Origin of the sequence: Roseovarius sp. CH_XMU1461, assembly GCF_037027165.1 — a bacterium.
GTDB lineage: Bacteria > Pseudomonadota > Alphaproteobacteria > Rhodobacterales > Rhodobacteraceae > Roseovarius > Roseovarius nubinhibens.
The window spans coordinates 582,743-599,362 of the sequence record NZ_JAYMDV010000003.1 but is presented as its reverse complement, the minus strand read 5'-3'; the positions used below and the strand labels follow the sequence as shown (position 1 = coordinate 599,362).

Annotated in this window: 14 protein-coding genes and 1 other RNA gene; 9 read left to right on the top strand and 6 right to left on the bottom strand. The window is 64.6% G+C overall.

The window, feature by feature from the left end:
• The first annotated feature begins 46 nt into the window (after positions 1-46).
• On the top strand, positions 47-1,132 hold the full coding sequence (locus tag WA237_RS12050; RefSeq protein WP_336097930.1) for a DUF2235 domain-containing protein: 1,086 nt from the start codon (positions 47-49) through the stop codon (positions 1,130-1,132).
• Between the two features lie 12 nt (positions 1,133-1,144).
• Here the strand turns inward: WA237_RS12050 and serS are convergent, their stop codons facing one another.
• From serS to WA237_RS12035, 3 genes are all read right to left on the bottom strand, one after another.
• Positions 1,145-2,437: a serine--tRNA ligase gene (gene serS, locus WA237_RS12045; protein WP_009813894.1), complete on the bottom strand. Its 1,293-nt coding sequence runs from the start codon at positions 2,435-2,437 to the stop codon at positions 1,145-1,147.
• Positions 2,438-2,558: 121 nt separating this feature from the next.
• An RNA gene (gene ffs, locus WA237_RS12040) (signal recognition particle sRNA small type) lies at positions 2,559-2,657 on the bottom strand.
• 57 nt (positions 2,658-2,714) lie between these two features.
• Entirely contained in the window at positions 2,715-4,625 is a 1,911-nt protein-coding gene (locus WA237_RS12035; protein WP_336097928.1) for a bifunctional 2',3'-cyclic-nucleotide 2'-phosphodiesterase/3'-nucleotidase, read from the bottom strand.
• A gap of 179 nt (positions 4,626-4,804) precedes the next feature.
• Here WA237_RS12035 and nudC point away from each other — a divergent pair, with 179 nt between their 5' ends.
• Both nudC and WA237_RS12025 read left to right on the top strand, forming a co-directional pair.
• Positions 4,805-5,788 carry an NAD(+) diphosphatase gene (gene nudC, locus WA237_RS12030; protein WP_336097927.1) on the top strand — a complete coding sequence of 328 codons (984 nt, stop codon included), beginning with the start codon at positions 4,805-4,807 and terminating at the stop codon, positions 5,786-5,788.
• Between the two features lie 43 nt (positions 5,789-5,831).
• A complete protein-coding gene (locus WA237_RS12025; RefSeq protein ID WP_009813897.1) occupies positions 5,832-6,299 on the top strand; it encodes an SRPBCC family protein in 468 nt (155 codons plus the stop codon).
• Positions 6,300-6,454: 155 nt separating this feature from the next.
• Here WA237_RS12025 and WA237_RS12020 read toward each other — a convergent pair whose 3' ends face one another.
• Positions 6,455-7,288 carry a prephenate dehydratase gene (locus tag WA237_RS12020; protein WP_336097926.1) on the bottom strand — a complete coding sequence of 278 codons (834 nt, stop codon included), beginning with the start codon at positions 7,286-7,288 and terminating at the stop codon, positions 6,455-6,457.
• 119 nt (positions 7,289-7,407) lie between these two features.
• Between WA237_RS12020 and WA237_RS12015 the strand changes: the two genes are divergently transcribed.
• The 5 genes from WA237_RS12015 to WA237_RS11995 all read left to right on the top strand — a co-directional run bounded on the left by WA237_RS12015 (position 7,408) and on the right by WA237_RS11995 (position 13,911).
• Positions 7,408-7,929, top strand: coding sequence for a c-type cytochrome (locus tag WA237_RS12015; RefSeq protein ID WP_009813899.1), 522 nt, complete (start codon positions 7,408-7,410; stop codon positions 7,927-7,929).
• A gap of 196 nt (positions 7,930-8,125) precedes the next feature.
• Entirely contained in the window at positions 8,126-10,117 is a 1,992-nt protein-coding gene (locus WA237_RS12010; RefSeq protein ID WP_040617987.1) for an extracellular solute-binding protein, read from the top strand.
• Between the two features lie 7 nt (positions 10,118-10,124).
• Entirely contained in the window at positions 10,125-11,213 is a 1,089-nt protein-coding gene (locus tag WA237_RS12005) for a microcin C ABC transporter permease YejB (RefSeq protein ID WP_336097924.1), read from the top strand.
• A 2-nt stretch (positions 11,214-11,215) separates the two neighbouring features.
• Positions 11,216-12,325: an ABC transporter permease gene (locus WA237_RS12000; protein WP_336097923.1), complete on the top strand. Its 1,110-nt coding sequence runs from the start codon at positions 11,216-11,218 to the stop codon at positions 12,323-12,325.
• Entirely contained in the window at positions 12,322-13,911 is a 1,590-nt protein-coding gene (locus tag WA237_RS11995) for an ABC transporter ATP-binding protein (protein ID WP_336097921.1), read from the top strand. The genes WA237_RS12000 and WA237_RS11995 overlap by 4 nt, the downstream gene beginning before the upstream one ends.
• Here the strand turns inward: WA237_RS11995 and WA237_RS11990 are convergent, their stop codons facing one another.
• Positions 13,912-14,055, bottom strand: coding sequence for a hypothetical protein (locus WA237_RS11990; RefSeq protein ID WP_336097919.1), 144 nt, complete (start codon positions 14,053-14,055; stop codon positions 13,912-13,914).
• A gap of 99 nt (positions 14,056-14,154) precedes the next feature.
• Between WA237_RS11990 and WA237_RS11985 the strand changes: the two genes are divergently transcribed.
• On the top strand, positions 14,155-15,054 hold the full coding sequence (locus tag WA237_RS11985) for a LysR family transcriptional regulator (RefSeq protein ID WP_336097917.1): 900 nt from the start codon (positions 14,155-14,157) through the stop codon (positions 15,052-15,054).
• A gap of 18 nt (positions 15,055-15,072) precedes the next feature.
• Here the strand turns inward: WA237_RS11985 and WA237_RS11980 are convergent, their stop codons facing one another.
• Positions 15,073-16,608 (bottom strand): serine hydrolase, encoded by a 1,536-nt coding sequence (locus WA237_RS11980; RefSeq protein WP_336097915.1) that lies wholly within the window; start codon positions 16,606-16,608, stop codon positions 15,073-15,075.
• Between the last annotated feature and the right edge of the window lie 12 nt (positions 16,609-16,620).

Below are 16,620 nucleotides of genomic sequence, written 5' to 3'. Positions count from 1 at the left end.
CTCTGTTTGGCGTCAGTCAAGGCGCGGTGTTTTTGGGAGGTTGGGTATGACCCGCATCATCATCCTGTGCGACGGCACGTGGAATTCGCCCGATATCGTGATGCCCACCCATCTCGTGGAGCTGAGCCGCCATCTGGTGAATGACCCGCGGCAGGGGCAGGTGGTGGCCTATTTCGCGGGCGTCGGAACGGACCGGCGGTTTGACGGGGCGGTGGGGCGGTTTTTGAACAAATGGGGCGGCGGGGCCTTTGGCTGGGGCCTCGATGACAAGGTGAAACAGGCCTATCAATTCATCGCCAAAGCCTATCGGCGGGGCGATGAAATACAGGTTTTCGGCTTTTCGCGCGGTGCCTATACGGCGCGGTCGGTGGTCGGGATGATCCGCAAATGCGGGCTGATCGAGGACACCAGCCCGGCGGCGGTGAACCGGGCCTTTGCGCTCTATCGCAAGCGGGGGGCGCGCAATGCGCCGGATGCGCCGCATATCCGCGAAGCGCGGCGGCGGATGTCGCCGGGCTTTGCGACGTCGCAGGAGGATCTCGACTGGCGCGGCGATGGGTCCGCGCTGGTCCGGGTCGGGTTTGTCGGTGTCTGGGACACGGTGGGCGCGCGGGGCATTCCCCTCTCGCTCTTTGGGCCGGTGGCGAGCCTGTGGAACCGGCAGTACAGGTTTCATGACATGCAGCTGTCGCGGCTGGTCGAACGGGCGCGCCATGCCGTGGCGCTCGACGAGCAGCGGCTGTTCTACCGCCCGGCGCTTTGGGACAATCTCGAGCGGCAGGGCAGCAGGCTTGGGCTCAACGGCGGGGTGCGGGGCGCGGCAAGGCCCTATCAGCAGCTCTGGTTCATCGGCACCCATGGCATTCTGGGCGGCAGTGCGGGCAATCGCGGGCTGAGCGCGCTGCCGCTGCAATGGGTGGTGGAGGGGGCGCCGGGGATCAGGTTGCGGCCCGGGGCGCGGCTGCCCGGGGTGCCGGGCGATCCGCTGGCGGAAACGACGCTCTTGCCGCGCGACGAGGGGCTCTTGCGGCGCTGGCGCGAGGGGCCGGAGCGGATGGAGGATATCCATCCCTCGGTGTCGATCCGGGTGCAGACCCGGGCCAAGTATCGGCCCGGGTCGCTGCGCCTGTGACAGAGGGCTGGATCAGACCAGCGTGCCGTCGGCGGCGAGGATCGTCTTGCCGCCGAGATAGGGGTGCAGCGCCTCGGGCAGGGCGACCGAGCCATCGGCCTGCTGGCCGTTTTCCAGCACCGCGATAAGGCAGCGGCCCACGGCGAGGCCCGAACCGTTCAGCGTGTGCAGGAACTGCGGCTTGCCGCCATCGGCGGGTTTGAACCGGGCGTTCATGCGGCGCGCCTGAAAGTCGCCGCAGACGGAGACCGAGGAAATCTCGCGATAGCTGTCCTGACCGGGCAGCCAGACCTCGATGTCATGGGTGCGGCGCGCGCCAAAGCCCATGTCGCCGGTGCAGAGCACCACGGTGCGATAGGGCAGGCCGAGCCGTTCGAGAATGCCCTGGGCGCAGGCGGTCATGCGGTCGAGTTCGGCGCGGCTCTCATCCGGGTGGGTGACCGAGACCATTTCGACCTTTTCGAACTGGTGCTGGCGCAGCATCCCGGCGGTGTCGCGCCCGGCGCTGCCGGCTTCCGAGCGGAAACATTGGGTATGGGCGACATAGCGGCGCGGCAGGTAATCGGCCTCGACGGTGAGCCCGTTGACGATATTGGTGAGCGTCACCTCGGCGGTCGGCACCAGCCACCAGCCATTGGTCGTCTCGTAGCTGTCTTCGCCAAACTTCGGCAATTGCCCGGTGCCATACATCATTTCCGGGCGCACCAGAACCGGTGTCCAGGTCTCGGTCAGCCCGTTTTCGTCGATATGGGTGTTGATCATGAATTGGGCCAGCGCCCGGTGGATGCGCGCCACCGCGCCCGAGAGCACGACAAAGCGGCTGCCCGAGAGTTTCGCGGCGGTCTCGAAATCCATCCCCGGCAGCACGCCGTCGAGCTCGTAATGCTCTTTCGGGGTGAAGTCGAAGACGCGCGGCGTGCCCCAGCGGTGGATTTCCACATTGTCAGCCTCATCCGCGCCTTGCGGCACGTCGTCGAAAGGCAGGTTGGGCAGGCCCATCAGCAGATCGGTGAGCTGTTGATCGAGCTCCTTGGCCTCGGCCTGCATGGCGGCGACTTCGGATTTCTTTTCGCCGACCAGCGCGCGGAGGCGTTCGAACTCGGCCTCATCGCCCTTGGCCTTGGCGGCACCGACCTCTTTGGAGGCGCGATTCTGTTCGGCCTGGGCGGTTTCGGCGGCATGGATCAGCGCGCGGCGTTTTTCGTCCAGCGCGAGGATTTGCGACGATGCGCCATCAAGCCCCCTCAGCGCCAGGGCGGCGTCGAATGCGGCGGGGTTGTCGCGGATGGCACGGATATCATGCATGTCTTTGGTCCTTGCGGCGGATGATTCACTGAATTTCCCGCGTTATGCACCAGTTTTCGCGCCACGGGTAGGGGCGAGGCGCCTGTGCGGCACTGTGGCGGGTTTTGGGATGAGGGGGTGTAGGTGAGAGGCTGGACAACGACCCAAGCGGGGCTCGTTACGGCTGCTTCCTTCCGGACCTGACCGGGTTGGCGAGGTGCCTGCCCGCGCCAACCTCTCACCGGGCTATGTAGTGGCAACGGGTCCCGAGTGCAAGACGGGAGTGGGGGGACGGGGGTCAGAGCGCGAGGCGGAATTTCTGGAACCCGTCGTCGTCGAGGTCGAGGAATTCGATGCCTGCGAACCGTGGCGGCAGCGGCACATGGCGCAGCCCCGGCCCGCTGCGGCAGACCACGGTGGTGCCAGGCATCGGGCGAAAGCGCCAGACCGGGTCTTCGGGCGGGGTGATCTGGCCGGTCTCTGTCAGGTCCGCGATGACCAGGTCGCGCAAGAGCGCGCGGCTCGGCATGATCCAGCGGTCGGGCGAGATCGCGGGGAACGGCCCGCTGCCGGCGGCGCGGTAATGGTTGGTGGCAAGCAGGAAGCGGTCGTCCTCCTGAACCGGTTCGCCCTGATAACAGAGCGCGTGGATGCGGCTCGTGCCGGGCGCGATTTCTTCGCCGGTGAGGCTGAAACGCGGCGGTTGGGCGAGGTCGATCTCATAGGTGAGCCCGTCGATCACCTCAAAGATATGGCCCGGGGCCTCGAGATTGCAGAGCTTGGCGTCGCGCGCGCCGGGGGCCACCTGCAGATAGACCAGCGCCGCGCAATCGAGCCAGTGCCGCAGCTCGCGCCCGGTGACCACCGCGCCGATGAGCGTGTTGGGAAAGGCGTAGAGATCGGCGCCGTGGCGCAGCGCCAGCGGGCCTGCGGGGATGTCGGTGAAATACTCCGGGCCGCCGCGGCCGCCGGTCTTGAACGGGGCGACGGAGGAGAGGATCGGCAGATCGGCGAGCGGGCCGCCTTCGACCGCGCGGGCCAGGGCGCGGCGCTGGGCCCCGGCGACCAGCCGTTCGGCGGGGTTGTGCCCCAGGAGCGACAGGTAGCTATGGAGCGGCGCCGAGGTGGTGCCGATGCTGCGCCGGGTCTGGGCGAGCGTTGCGTGATGGGCCGGGGCGAGCCGCGCGTCGAGCGCCGGATCGGGGGGCAGCGTCTCGGCATGATGCGGCGCGACGGGCAGGGCGCGGGCGGTGGCCGCGCGGAGCCGCCAGCGATCTTCACGGCGCAGCAGGTCAAACTCGATCACCCCGAGATGCGAGCCGCGAAACCCGGGCATCACCGTGGCGGTGCCGTTGATCCGGCCCCGGCTCTCGTCGATCTCTGTGCCGGGGGCGGCCAGAGCCTTGCCGCCGGGAAAGACGTCATGGATGTGACCGGTCACCAGCCCGTCGATCCCGGGGATGCGCGACAGCGGCAGGGCGGCGTTTTCCAACCCGGGGAGCGAGGCCTCGGGGCCAAAGCCGGTATGGGCCAGCACGATCACCAGATCGGCCCCCTCGGCGCGCAGCGCCGGGACCAGCCGTTCGGCGATGTCGGTCATATCGGTGCAGGTGATATGGCCGTCGAGATGATGCCTGTCCCAGGTCAGGATCTGCGGCGGCACCAGGCTCAGCAGTCCGATGGTCAGCGGATAGGTCGCGCCCGAGGCGCAGGTGACATCGCGGTGCAGCAAGAGCTGCGAGGCCCAGAACCGGTCCTCTTCGCGCGCCGGGGTCAGGTTGCTCGCCACATAGGGAAAGCGGGCCTGACCCGTGGCGCGTTGCAGCCAGGCGAGGCCGAAGTTGAATTCATGATTGCCGAGACCCGCCGCATCATAGCCCAGCGCATTCATCGCGTCGATGATCGGGTTGAGCGTGTCCTCGGAGGCGGTGTCGGGGGCGGTGTCGGGGGCCGGGCTCCGCGAGAAATCCGACAGCGGCGTGCCCTGCAGCATGTCGCCATTGTCGACGAGCAGCGTGTTCGCGGTCTCGGTCCGGAGCCGTTTGATCAGCGTCGCGAGCCGCGACAGCCCATAGGGCTGATCCGCCTGATCGGTGAAATAGTCATAGGGGAGCAGATTGGCGTGCACATCGGATGTGGCCATCAGACGAAACAGGGCGCGATCCTGGACCTCGGTGTCTGTGGTCAGCGTCTCACTCGGTGCAATCATCAAGGCAGTGGCTCGCAGTCAAACAAATTGTGACAAAATCGGAACGTAAGCTATCCTGAAGCTATCATCTATTTAGTATCAATCAATCGAAAGTTGTAGGCGTTTATTCCGGTATAAATTTTATTCCATAAATGTTTAGATCGTAGAACGAAGACACCGAAAACCGGTGCGGGGGCAGGATGAAACATGCGGAAGAGGTGACATTTGGCGGCGCCGGTCTCGACCGGTTGGCGCTGTTGCGTGAGGATGCCGAGGCCCTCGCTGAGGCGATTGCGCAGCGCGGCGCGGAGGTCATCCTTCTGTGGCGGGGCAAGCCTCTGGTGGAGGATGACAGCCTGTCGCGGCTGTGCCGTTTGCCAATCGATCATCCGGTGGTGACGGCGGCCGGGGCGGTGGGCGCGGCGCGCTATCTGCTCGGGGCCGAGACGGCGGAGGGGCCGGTGATTCTGGCGCAGGATATCTCGGACTGGGAGCCGGCCGGGCAGGACGCGATCCTGCCGGATGTGTTTCTCGACGAGACCTTGCAGCATCATCCCGAACTGCCGCGCGCTAGCGGTTTTGCCGAGCTGCGGCGGCTGATGGCGCGGCTGAGCCGGGTCGATGCCGAGCTGGTGGCGATGGCCAAGGCGCTGCATGGCTGGCACGAGAGCCATGGGTTCTGTGCCGCCTGCGGCGCGCGCAGCGTGATGAGCAAGGGCGGCTGGCAGCGCGATTGCCCGGCCTGCAAGAAACCGCATTTCCCGCGCACCGATCCGGTGGTGATCATGCTGATCACCCGGGGCAATTCGGTGCTCATGGGGCGGTCGCCGGGCTGGCCCGAGCGGATGTATTCGCTGCTCGCGGGGTTTGTCGAGCCGGGCGAGACGATCGAGGCGGCGGTGCGCCGCGAGGTCTATGAAGAGACGCAGATCGAGGTCGGCGCGGTCGGCTATCTGGCGAGCCAGCCCTGGCCCTTTCCGACCTCGCTGATGATCGGCTGTCGCGGTGAGGCGCTCAGCGAAGAGATCACCATCGATCCGAAAGAGATCGAGGATGCGCTCTGGGTGCCGCGCGAAGAGATCATGCAGGCGATGGCGGGGGATCACCCCCGGATTGCCGCCGCGAGAAAAGGCGCAATTGCGCATTTTCTGCTGCGCAACTGGCTTGCGGACCGGCTGGAATGAAGCGAAAATACCGACATAACAGTATTTGGGGCATGACCGATCCATGAAATTTTCGTCAAAGGAAGATGTCGAGGCGCCGATTGATTTCGTCTTCGCGCAAGTGTCGGATTTCGCCTCTCTTGAACGGTCGGCCCTGCGGCGCGGCGCCGAGGTGCAGCGGGTCGATGATTTGACGTCGGCGGGGGCCGGGATGGCCTGGGACGCGGCGTTCGAATTTCGCGGCAAGCGGCGGCAGACGCGGCTCGAGCTGGTGGAATATGACGCGCCCAACGCGATGAATTTCCTGTCGACCTCGCAGGCGCTGACGGCGGATGTGGCGGTCGAGCTGGTGGCGCTGTCGCGCAAACGGACCCGGTTGCAGATGACCATCGACCTGAAGCCGCAGAACCTGTCGGCGCGGCTCTTGGTGCAATCGCTGAAACTGGCGCGCGGGTCGATCAAGCGCAAGTTCGACAAGCGCATGGTGGGCTTTGCCCGCGACATCGAACAGCGCCACGCGCGCTCTGCCTGAGCGGGCGGCGGGGCGGTCTTTGTGGGGCTGCCCATGTGAGCTCGTGACGACGTGCTTTAGGCCGGCCAAACACATCCAACAGAACAAACCGGGCGCTTGCATCAGCCAAATCGCCAGCCCAAGGGAGGGGCTGACGATGGCTCAGCCGCGTCGGGTCAGCCGCGTCTGGGGTCGGCGGGGTAGACGCCGAGGATTTTCACTTCGGTGGTGAAATAATCCAGCTCGTCCAGCGCGCGGGCCACGGCGGCGTCTTCGGGGTGGCCTTCGATATCGGCATAGAACTGGGTCGCGGTGAACGTGTCACCCACCATGTAGCTTTCCAGCTTGGTCATGTTGATGCCATTGGTCGCAAAGCCGCCCATCGCCTTGTAGAGCGCGGCGGGGATGTTGCGGACCTGGAACACAAAGCTGGTGATCATGCCGTGATCGCCGCGTTCGCTGTGATCGGGATCGCGGGACATGACGACGAAACGGGTGGTGTTGTTGCCCTCGTCCTCGATGTCGCGGGCGAGCACCTCGAGACCGTAGATCTCGCCGGCAAGCTCGCTCGCCAATGCGGCGCGGTGAGGCAGCGCATCCTCGGCCACCTGACGCGCCGAGCCGGCGGTGTCGGCGCCGGTGACGCGGCGGATGTTGTGTTGGGCGAGGAAGTTGCGGCATTGGCCCAAGAGCATCGTGTGGCTCATCGCCTCGCGCACCTCTGAGAGCGGCACGCCGGGCAGCGCCATCAGCGCGATGCGCACCCGCACGAAGGCCTCGTTGATGATATGGAGACCGGATTCGGGCAACAGATGGTGAATATCGGCGACCCGACCGAAGGTCGAGTTTTCCACCGGCAGCATCGCCAGCTCGGCCTCGCCCGAGCGCACGGCCTCGATCGCATCCTCAAAGGTGCGGCAGGGCAGCGGCGTCATATCGGGGTAGGTGTCGCGGCAGGCCTGGTGCGAATAGGCACCCAGTTCGCCCTGAAAGGCTATGGTTCCGGTCATGGCGGTCTCTTGATTGTTGCAGCCCGGGGTCGGGCAATTCGTCGCGCAAACTATACCTTGCACCCGGCTAGGGGAAGCGGATAGATACCCCGCAACAGATATGCAATGGAAGCGGGCCAATGTTCGATACTATGACATTCACCAAGATCCTCGGCGGGTTTTGCGGAGCTTTCCTGATTTTCCTGCTGGGGAAATGGGCGGCCGAGACGATCTATCACACCGGCGGTGGCCATGGTGAGGGCGAGCACGCCCAAGGCTATGCCATCGAAGTGGCGAGCGCCGAAGACGCAGGTGGCGGCGAAGATGGCCCCTCTTTCGAAGAGCTGATGGCCTCGGCCGATGCCAGCAAGGGCGCGAAAGTCTTTGGCAAGTGCAAAGCCTGTCACAAGCTCGAAGATGGTGCGAATGCGACCGGTCCCTATCTCTACGGTGTTGTGGGCCGTGCCGTGGCCTCGGCCGATGGCTTTGGCTATTCCGGGTCGCTCAAGCCGGTGGCCGACACCTGGACGCCTGAGAACCTGAACCATTTCCTCGAGAGCCCCAAAGGCTTTGCCCCGGGCACGACGATGAGCTTTTCCGGTCTGAAAAAGGCCGAGGATCGCGCCAACCTGATCGCCTATCTCGAAAGCGTCGGTGGCTGATCGGTCGCCTCGGAGATCTGAGTGTTTGAGAACCGCCCGGCCTGCACGCCGGGCGGTTTTTTCTTGGACGAATAGGGTGATACTTGCCGATCGGGGCGGTGACAGGGGGAATGTCGCTTGATTGTCCCTAGGTCACGGATTTAGCTTGCAAAGACAGTGACTGAGGCCAAATCAATCCCCAAAGGGAGGAAAGTTCATGACGGCATCGACAAACGCGCTCACAGGGGCCCGGAGTATGGGGCGGACTTGGGTGGCGAGGGGGCTTGGCGCCGCGATGCTGGGGATTGGGGTCTTCCTTGCCGGGGGTCATGCGGGGAGCATGGCGCAGGCGCAGAGCGCGGATGCCGCCGCCGAGACATCAGAGGCCTCTGAGGTCGAGATCATCAAGACCCATGGTTATTCCTATTTCGGCAATCTGAGCTATCCGGCGGATTATCCGCATTTCAACTACGTCAATCCCGACGCGCCCAAGGGCGGCGAGATTTCCCTCGCCCTGAGCGGCACGTTTGATTCGATGAACCCCTACACGCGGCTGGGCCGGGCCGGGGCGCTGTCGACGGTGATGTATGAGAGCCTGCTGGGGCAGGTGCTGGCCGGCAGCGGTGCCTTGCCCGCCGATCAGGAAGACGAGATGTACGGGCTCTTGGCCGAGAGCCTCGAATATCCGGTGACCAAGGATTGGGTGATCTTTCACATGCGCCCCGAGGCGCGGTTTTCCGACGGCACGCCGGTCACTGCCCATGATGTCGCCTTCAGCCACAACCTGCTGCTCGATCAGGGGCTCAAATCCTATGCGGAGGCGGTGCGCAAACGCATCCCCAAGGTCGAGGTTCTCGACGATCACACGATCAAGTTCTACTTTGCCGAAGGCATCTCGCGGCGCAGCCTGATCGATCAGGTCGGCACGGTGCCGGTCTGGTCCAAGGCCTGGTACGAGGAGACCGGTGCGCGGCTCGACGAATCGCGGATGGAGATTTCGCCGGGCTCGGGGCCCTATATGCTCGAAGAGGCCGACCCGCCGCGGCGCATCACCTACAAGCGCAACCCGGATTATTGGGGCTGGGACCTGCCGATCAACAAGGGCCGGCATAATTTCGACCGTATCCGGCTCGATTACTTCGGCAATTCCGACAGTGCCTTTGCCGCGTTCCGGGCGGGCGAAGTGACCTTCCGCACCGAGAGCGACGCCAAGCAATGGGCGAGCTTTTACGATTTCCCGGCGATCGAGAAGGGCTGGGTCAAGCGCGAGGAGCTGGCCAATGGGCAGCCGCCCGCGATGACGGGCATCGTGTTCAACCTCGGGTCCGACGTGTTCAAGGACCGTCGGGTGCGCGAGGCGGTGGCGCTGGGGTTCAATTTCGAATGGACCAACAAATCGCTCAACTTCGGTCTGTATGAACAGCAGCGGTCCTTTGCGACCGGCACCCATCTCGAGGCGCAGGGCGTGCCCGAGGGCGAGGAAAAGGCGTTTCTCGAAGGGCTGGCGGCCGAGCTGCCCGAGACGGTGCTGACCGAGGCGCCCTGGGAGCCGCATGTGTCGGACCCGGATCGGCTCGTCACCCGCAAGACCCTGCGGCAGGCGATGAAGCTCTTGGATGAGGCGGGCTGGCCCGTAGGGGCGGATGGCAAGCGTCAGAACGCCAAGGGCGAGCCGCTGCGCATTGATTTCCTAGCCTCGGCCAATGCCGATGCGAGCGACCGGGCGCTGGCGGAAAACTATATCTCGAACCTCGAGAAGATGGGGATCGATGCGCGGCTCGAGATCGTCGATGCGGCGCAATACACCAAACGCGAGCGGGACCGGGATTATGATCTGGTCTTTGACGGCTATCCGGCGCTCACCGGCACCGGCACCGGGCTGGCCCAGCGCTTTGGCTCGGAGGCGGCGGAATATTCCCTCTTTAACCCGGCGGGGCTTGCCAGCCCGGTGGTGGATGAGATCATCGAGAAATCGCTGCTCACTGAAAGTCAGGAAGAAGAAGACATGACCGTGCGCGCCCTCGACCGGGTGCTGCGGCATGAGTTTTTTGTCCTGCCCACCGGCTATGCGCCCGATTACTGGGTCGCCTATTGGGATATGTATGGCCATCCCGAGCCGCAGCCGCCCTATGCGCTGGGGGCGCTCGATTTCTGGTGGTATGATGCGGAGAAGGCCGCGGCGCTCAAGTCCGCTGGCGCAGTGAGGTAAGCCGCCAATGGGGGCCTATATTCTTCGCAGGCTGTTGCTGATCATTCCGACGCTTCTCGGGATCATGGTCATCAACTTTGCCCTGGTGCAATTCGTCCCCGGCGGGCCGGTGGAGCAGATCATCGCCAATATGCAGGGCGAGGGTGACGCGTTTTCGAGCATCTCCGGCGGGGCGGGGGACACCACCACCACGGCGGGCGAGTTCGAGAACGAAGGTTATCTCGGCGCGCGGGGCCTGCCGCCCGAGTTCATCAAGGAGCTCGAGGCGCAGTTCGGTCTCGACAAGCCGCCGCTCGAGCGGTTCCTGAACATGATGTGGAACTATATGCGGTTCGATTTCGGCGAGAGCTATTTCCGCAAAGTGTCGGTGACCGATCTGGTGCTGGAAAAGCTGCCGGTGTCGATCACGCTCGGCCTGTGGTCGACGCTTTTGGCCTATCTCATCTCGATCCCTCTCGGCATTCGCAAGGCGGTGCATGATGGATCGCGCTTTGACACCTGGACGAGCGGCGTGATCATCGCGGCCTATGCCATCCCGTCTTTTCTGTTCGCGGTGCTGTTGCTGGTGCTCTTTGCCGGGGGCAGTCATTGGCAGATATTCCCGCTGCGTGGGCTGACTTCGGACAATTTCGAAGAGCTGACCCTCTTGGGCAAGGTGGGGGACTACCTGTGGCATATCGTGCTGCCGGTGACCGCCATGCTGATCGGCAGTTTCGCGACGCTGACCCTGCTCACCAAGAACAGCTTTCTCGACGAGATCGAGAAACACTATGTGATGACGGCGCGGGCCAAGGGGCTTAGCGAAGGGCGGATCATGTATGGCCATGTCTTCCGCAATGCGATGCTCATCGTGATCGCGGGGTTCCCGGCGGTGTTCATCGGCGTGTTCTTTGGCGGCAGCCTTTTGATCGAGACGATCTTCTCGCTCGATGGGCTGGGGAGGCTTGGCTATGACGCGGCGGTGGGGCGTGACTATCCGGTGATGTTCGGCACGCTGTTCATCTTTGGCCTGATCAGCCTCGTGGTCGGCATTCTCAGCGACCTGATGTATGTGCTGGTCGATCCGCGCATCGATTTCGACCGGCGGGAGGGATGAGCATGTTCAACCCGTCCCCCCTGACCCGCAGGCGCTGGCGCAATTTCCGCCGCAACCGGCGCGCCTATTGGTCGCTCATCCTGTTCAGCGTGATTTTCTCGATCACGCTGATGGCCGAGTTCGTCGCCAATGACAAACCGATCCTCGTGAACTATCGCGGCGAGTACCGGATGCCGATTTTCAAATTCTACCCCGAGACCGCCTTTGGTGGGGATTTCCAGACCGAGGCGATCTATCGTGATCCCGAGGTCGAATGTCTCATCGTCTCGGGCGGGCTTGATGCCTGTTTCGACGACCCGGAAGGGGTGATCGAGGACGCGCAGGATGGCGAGGTCGCGGGCGAGGCGATCGAGAAGGGCTGGACGCTCTGGCCGATCATTCCCTATTCCTACGATACGGCGGTGGACCGGCCCGGCGCGGCGCCTTTGCCGCGCAATAGCGAAAATTGGCTCGGCACCGATGACACCAAGCGCGATGTCATGGCGCGGGTGATCTATGGCTTTCGCCTGTCGGTGCTGTTCGCGCTGATCGTCACCGCGCTGTCGACGGTGATTGGCGTGCTGGCCGGGGCGGTGCAGGGCTATTTCGGCGGGTGGGTCGATCTGGTCTTTCAGCGGGCGATCGAGATCTGGAGCTCGACCCCGCAGCTCTATGTGATCATCATCCTGTTCTCGATCCTGCCGCGAAGTTTCTGGCTCTTGGTGGGGATTACCGTGCTCTTTGGCTGGATGGCGCTGGTGGGGGTGGTGCGGGCCGAGTTCCTGCGCGCCCGCAACCTCGAATATGTGCGCGCGGCCAAGGCGCTCGGTGTTGGGAACCTGCGCATCATGATGCGCCATATGCTGCCCAATGCGATGGTGGCGACGCTCACCATGCTGCCCTTTATCATCACCGGCACGATTGCGCTTTTGGCGATGCTCGATTTCCTTGGCTTCGGTCTGCCGAGCTCGGCCCCGAGCCTCGGCGAGCTGACCCGCCAGGCGCAGTTTAACCTGCAGGCGCCCTGGCTCGCCTTTACCGCCTTTTTCACCTTTGCCATCATGCTGTCGCTTCTGGTCTTCATCTTTGAAGGCGTGCGGGATGCGTTTGACCCGAGGAAGACATTCGAATGAGCCTTCTGAAGGTCCGCGATCTCTGCATCAGCTTTTCTCAGGATGGGCAGCGCAAGGCCTGTGTGCATGGCGTGTCCTTCGATGTTGACCGGGGCGAGACCGTGGCGCTGGTTGGCGAAAGCGGCTCGGGCAAGTCGGTGACGGCGCTGAGCACCGTGTCGCTGCTCGGCGGGTCGGCCCATGTCGACGGCTCGGTCACCTATGATGGGCAGGAGATGATCGGCGCGAGCGAGAAGCTTTTGCGGCAGGTGCGCGGCAACGACATCAGCTTTATCTTCCAGGAGCCGATGACCTCGCTCAACCCGCTGCACACGCTGGAAAAGCAATTGGCAGAGAGCCTTGAGCTGCATCAGGGGATCAAGGGCGCGGCGGCGCGGGCGCGGATTGTCGAGCTGCTCACCCGGGTCGGCATTCGCGACCCGGAAACGCGGCTCTCGGCCTATCCGCATCAACTCTCGGGCGGGCAGCGGCAGCGGGTGATGATCGCCATGGCGCTCGCCAACAAGCCCGACATCCTCATCGCGGACGAGCCGACCACGGCGCTCGATGTGACCATTCAGGCGCAGATTCTCGAGCTGCTGGCCGAGCTCAAGCGCGAAGAGAACATGGGGCTCTTGTTCATCACCCATGATCTGGGCATCGTCAGCCGCATCGCCGACCGGGTTTGCGTGATGAAGGATGGCCGCATTGTCGAGCATGGGCCGACGCGCGAGGTCTTTGACGCGCCACAGCATCCCTATACGCAAAAGCTCTTGGCGGCGCGGGCGGCGGGGCGGCCCGAGCCGGTGGCCGAGAACGCGCCCGAGATCGTGCGGGCCGACAATCTGCGGGTCTGGTTCCCGATTCAGAAGGGGCTGCTCAAACGCACGGTGGGCCATGTGAAGGCGGTCAATGACGCGTCTCTTTCGGTGCGGGCGGGCGAGACACTGGGCGTTGTGGGCGAAAGCGGGTCGGGCAAGACCACGCTCGCCATGGCGATCATGCGGTTGATCAGCTCGGAGGGCGGGCTGCGCTTTCTCGGGGAGGATATGCGAAAATGGTCGACGCGGGCGCTGCGGCGGCATCGCAAGGATATGCAGATCGTGTTTCAGGACCCGTTCGGCAGCCTCAGCCCGCGGATGACCTGTGCCCAGATCATCGCCGAGGGGCTCGGCGTGCATGGCAATCCGGATGGCCGCCCCGAGCGCGAGCTGGTGGCCGAGGTGCTGCGCGAGGTCGAACTGCCCGAGGACAGTATGGACCGGTTTCCGCATGAGTTTTCCGGCGGGCAGCGGCAGCGGATTGCGATTGCGCGGGCGATGATCCTGCGGCCCAAGCTGGTGGTGCTGGACGAGCCGACCTCGGCGCTCGATATGACGGTGCAGGTGCAGATTGTCGATCTGCTGCGCCGGTTGCAGCAGAAATACGGGCTGGCCTATCTGTTCATCAGTCACGACCTTAATGTGGTGCGTGCCATGAGCCACAAGATCATGGTGATGAAGCAGGGCGATGTGATTGAGGCGGGGTCGGCTGAGGAGCTGTTCGAGCGTCCCCAGACCGACTATGCCAAGAGCCTGTTGCAGGCGGCGATGGAGCGTGACGGCTGATCAGTCGCGACGGCGGCCTTCGGTATGAGCGATAAGTTCGGCGTCGCGGCGGTCGTCAAAGCGGATGCGCCGCCCCCAGTGATTGTGGCCTTGCGGCCCGGTGCGGGTGGCGGTGTTGAAGCTCTGTGCAAGAATTCCCAACATGGTTTCGATCCTTTGTCTGTGGTTTCCATGGTTGGAATATGCGCCCATCATGGCTATTCTGCTAATCAGCAATAAATCAGATATGTAAGGTTTAGTTACATGATAGATTGGCTGACCCTGCCGCCGCTGACCGCGCTACGTGCCTTTGCGGCCTTTGCGGAGACCGGGTCGGTGATCTCTGCGGGCACCGCGCTCAACGTCAGTCACGCGGCGATCAGCCAGCAATTGCGGGCGCTCGAGACCCATATGGGCGTGGCGCTGGTGGACCGGAGCGGGCGGGCGATGGCGCTCACCGTCGAGGGGCGGCAGTTGGCCTCGGCGCTGCGCACCGGGTTTGGCGCGATTGCCGCTTCGGTCGAGGCGCTCACCGGGGCGGATGCGGCGCGGCCCTTGCATATCGCCACCACACCGATGTTCGCGGCGGGTTGGCTCATGCCGCAGATGCCGCAGTTTCACGAGGCCCATCCCGGCACCCATCTGATCCTCAGCGCCTCTGCCGAGCTGCAAACGCTCGACCCCGGCGGCATTGACGTGGCGCTGCGCTATGGGGCGGGGGATTGGCCGGGGGTGGAGACGCAGCTTTTGCTGCGCTCGCCCATGTTGCTGGTGGGGGCGCCCAGCCTGGTGGGCGAGGACCCGATCTGTAACCTGTCGGTACTGGCGCGCTATCCGGTGCTGCAGGATATGGGCCGGTCAGAGGCCAATCTGCTCTTGGAAGAGATGGGGGTGATTGGCCCCTCGGAGGGGCCACCGGCGCGGCGGGTGCAGCTTCCGGGGAACCTGCTTTTGGATGCGGCGCGGGACGGGCAGGGGGTGGCCGTGGTGACGCGGGCCTTTGTCGAGAAGGATCTCGAGGCGGGGCGGCTGCGGCTGCTCTATGAGCATCAGAGCGACAATGGGTATTACATCGTGACCCGGCCCGGCGTGCAGCGCCCGGTGACCAAGACCTTCATTCGTTGGTTGCTGATGCGGCAAGAGGCCGGCGGCACCGCCGCCTGAGGCCCCTTAGCTGCCGGGTCAGCTGCCGGGGTCGACCATGAAGCAGGTGACCTGCTTGGCCTGCAGACGGCGGCAGGCGAGATCGGCGGTTTCCCGGGTCAGCCCCATGAAATTCGCGTCATAGCCGCCGCGCCGTTCCACCACCTTGCGCAGCGCGTCATCCAGCGTGCCAACCTCGCTCAGCGCGGTTTTCAACAGCACCTTGCGCGCCTTGTATTCGCTCGGGTAGCGGCCGACGTTGATGCCCCAGTTGCGCCCGCCGGAGGTCGAGACGCGGGTCACCACCTGCGGTTCCGGCGCGGTTTCGGGCAGTGCCGCGAGCACCAGATCCTTGGGCCGGGCGGCGGGTTTCACGCTCACCAACACGGGGTCGGGCAGTTCGATATCGGTGACCGGGGTGGCGGCGGCGACGACGGTGTCCTCTTGCGGGGCGACCTCGGGCGTTTCGGGCTTGAGCTCGATCGCCTGGGCCAGCGCCTGCTGAATGTCGTCCTGAACCACTGTGGGCAGGGTCGGTGTCGCGGCGACATCGGCCTCGGCCACAAGGGTGGCAGTGTCGGGGGTTTCCGGGATCGGGCGGGCGCTTGGCCGCAGGCTCTTCTTCACAGCGGCGGCAGCGGCGAGGCGCACGGTTTTCGAAGTGCCGCCCGGGGTGCCGTCCGGCGCATCATCCGAGCCGCCGATCTTGCCATAATAGGGCGGGCGTGCGGGTTTGTTGACCGCCACACGGCGCGGCGCGCGCGAGAAGCCCAGATCGAGAAGCTCGGCCACTTCGGCGTTGCGGCTGTGCGAGGACCGGCCGCCAAAGACGGTGGCGATGATCCGTTCATTGCCACGCTCGGCGCTGGCGACGAGGTTGAACCCGGCGGCGCGGGTGTAGCCCGTCTTGATGCCATCGGCGCCCTTGTAGGCGCTCAGCAGGCGGCGGTTGGTGTTCGACACGCTGCGCACGCCCGCGTCGGTTTCGACCCGCGAGAAGAGATTGTAATATTCGGGGAAATCATAGAACAGGTGCCGTCCGAGCGTCGTCATGTCCCGCGCGGTCGACAGATGGCCGTCTTCGGTCAGGCCATGGGCGTTCTTGAAGGTGGTGCGCGTCATGCCCAGCGCCTTGGCGGTGCGGGTCATGCGGCGGGCAAACCGGGCCTCGGAGCCCTCGATCGCCTCGCCCAGCGCGGTGGCCGCGTCATTGGCGGATTTGACCGCAGCGGCGCGGATCAGGTAGCGCAGCTTGATCTTCTGGCCGGCCCGGAGCCCCAGTTTCGAAGGCGGTTCGCTCGCCGCGTGGCGCGAGATGGTGATCGTGTCGTCGAGGCTGATCTCGCCGTTTTCCACCGCCTCGAAGACGACATAGAGTGTCATCATCTTGGTCAGGGAGGCCGGGTGAAGCCGGCTGTCAGCGTTTCGTGAATGCAGCACCTCGCCAGACCTTGCGTCGATGACCATGGCTGCATAGGGGGCCGCTGCGGCGCTCAGGGGGACGATCACGACCATCCATAGCGTGGCCAATGCCAGCAATACCCAGCGGAGCGGCTGCCGTTTCCGCGTTTTCATGACTCTGCTCTT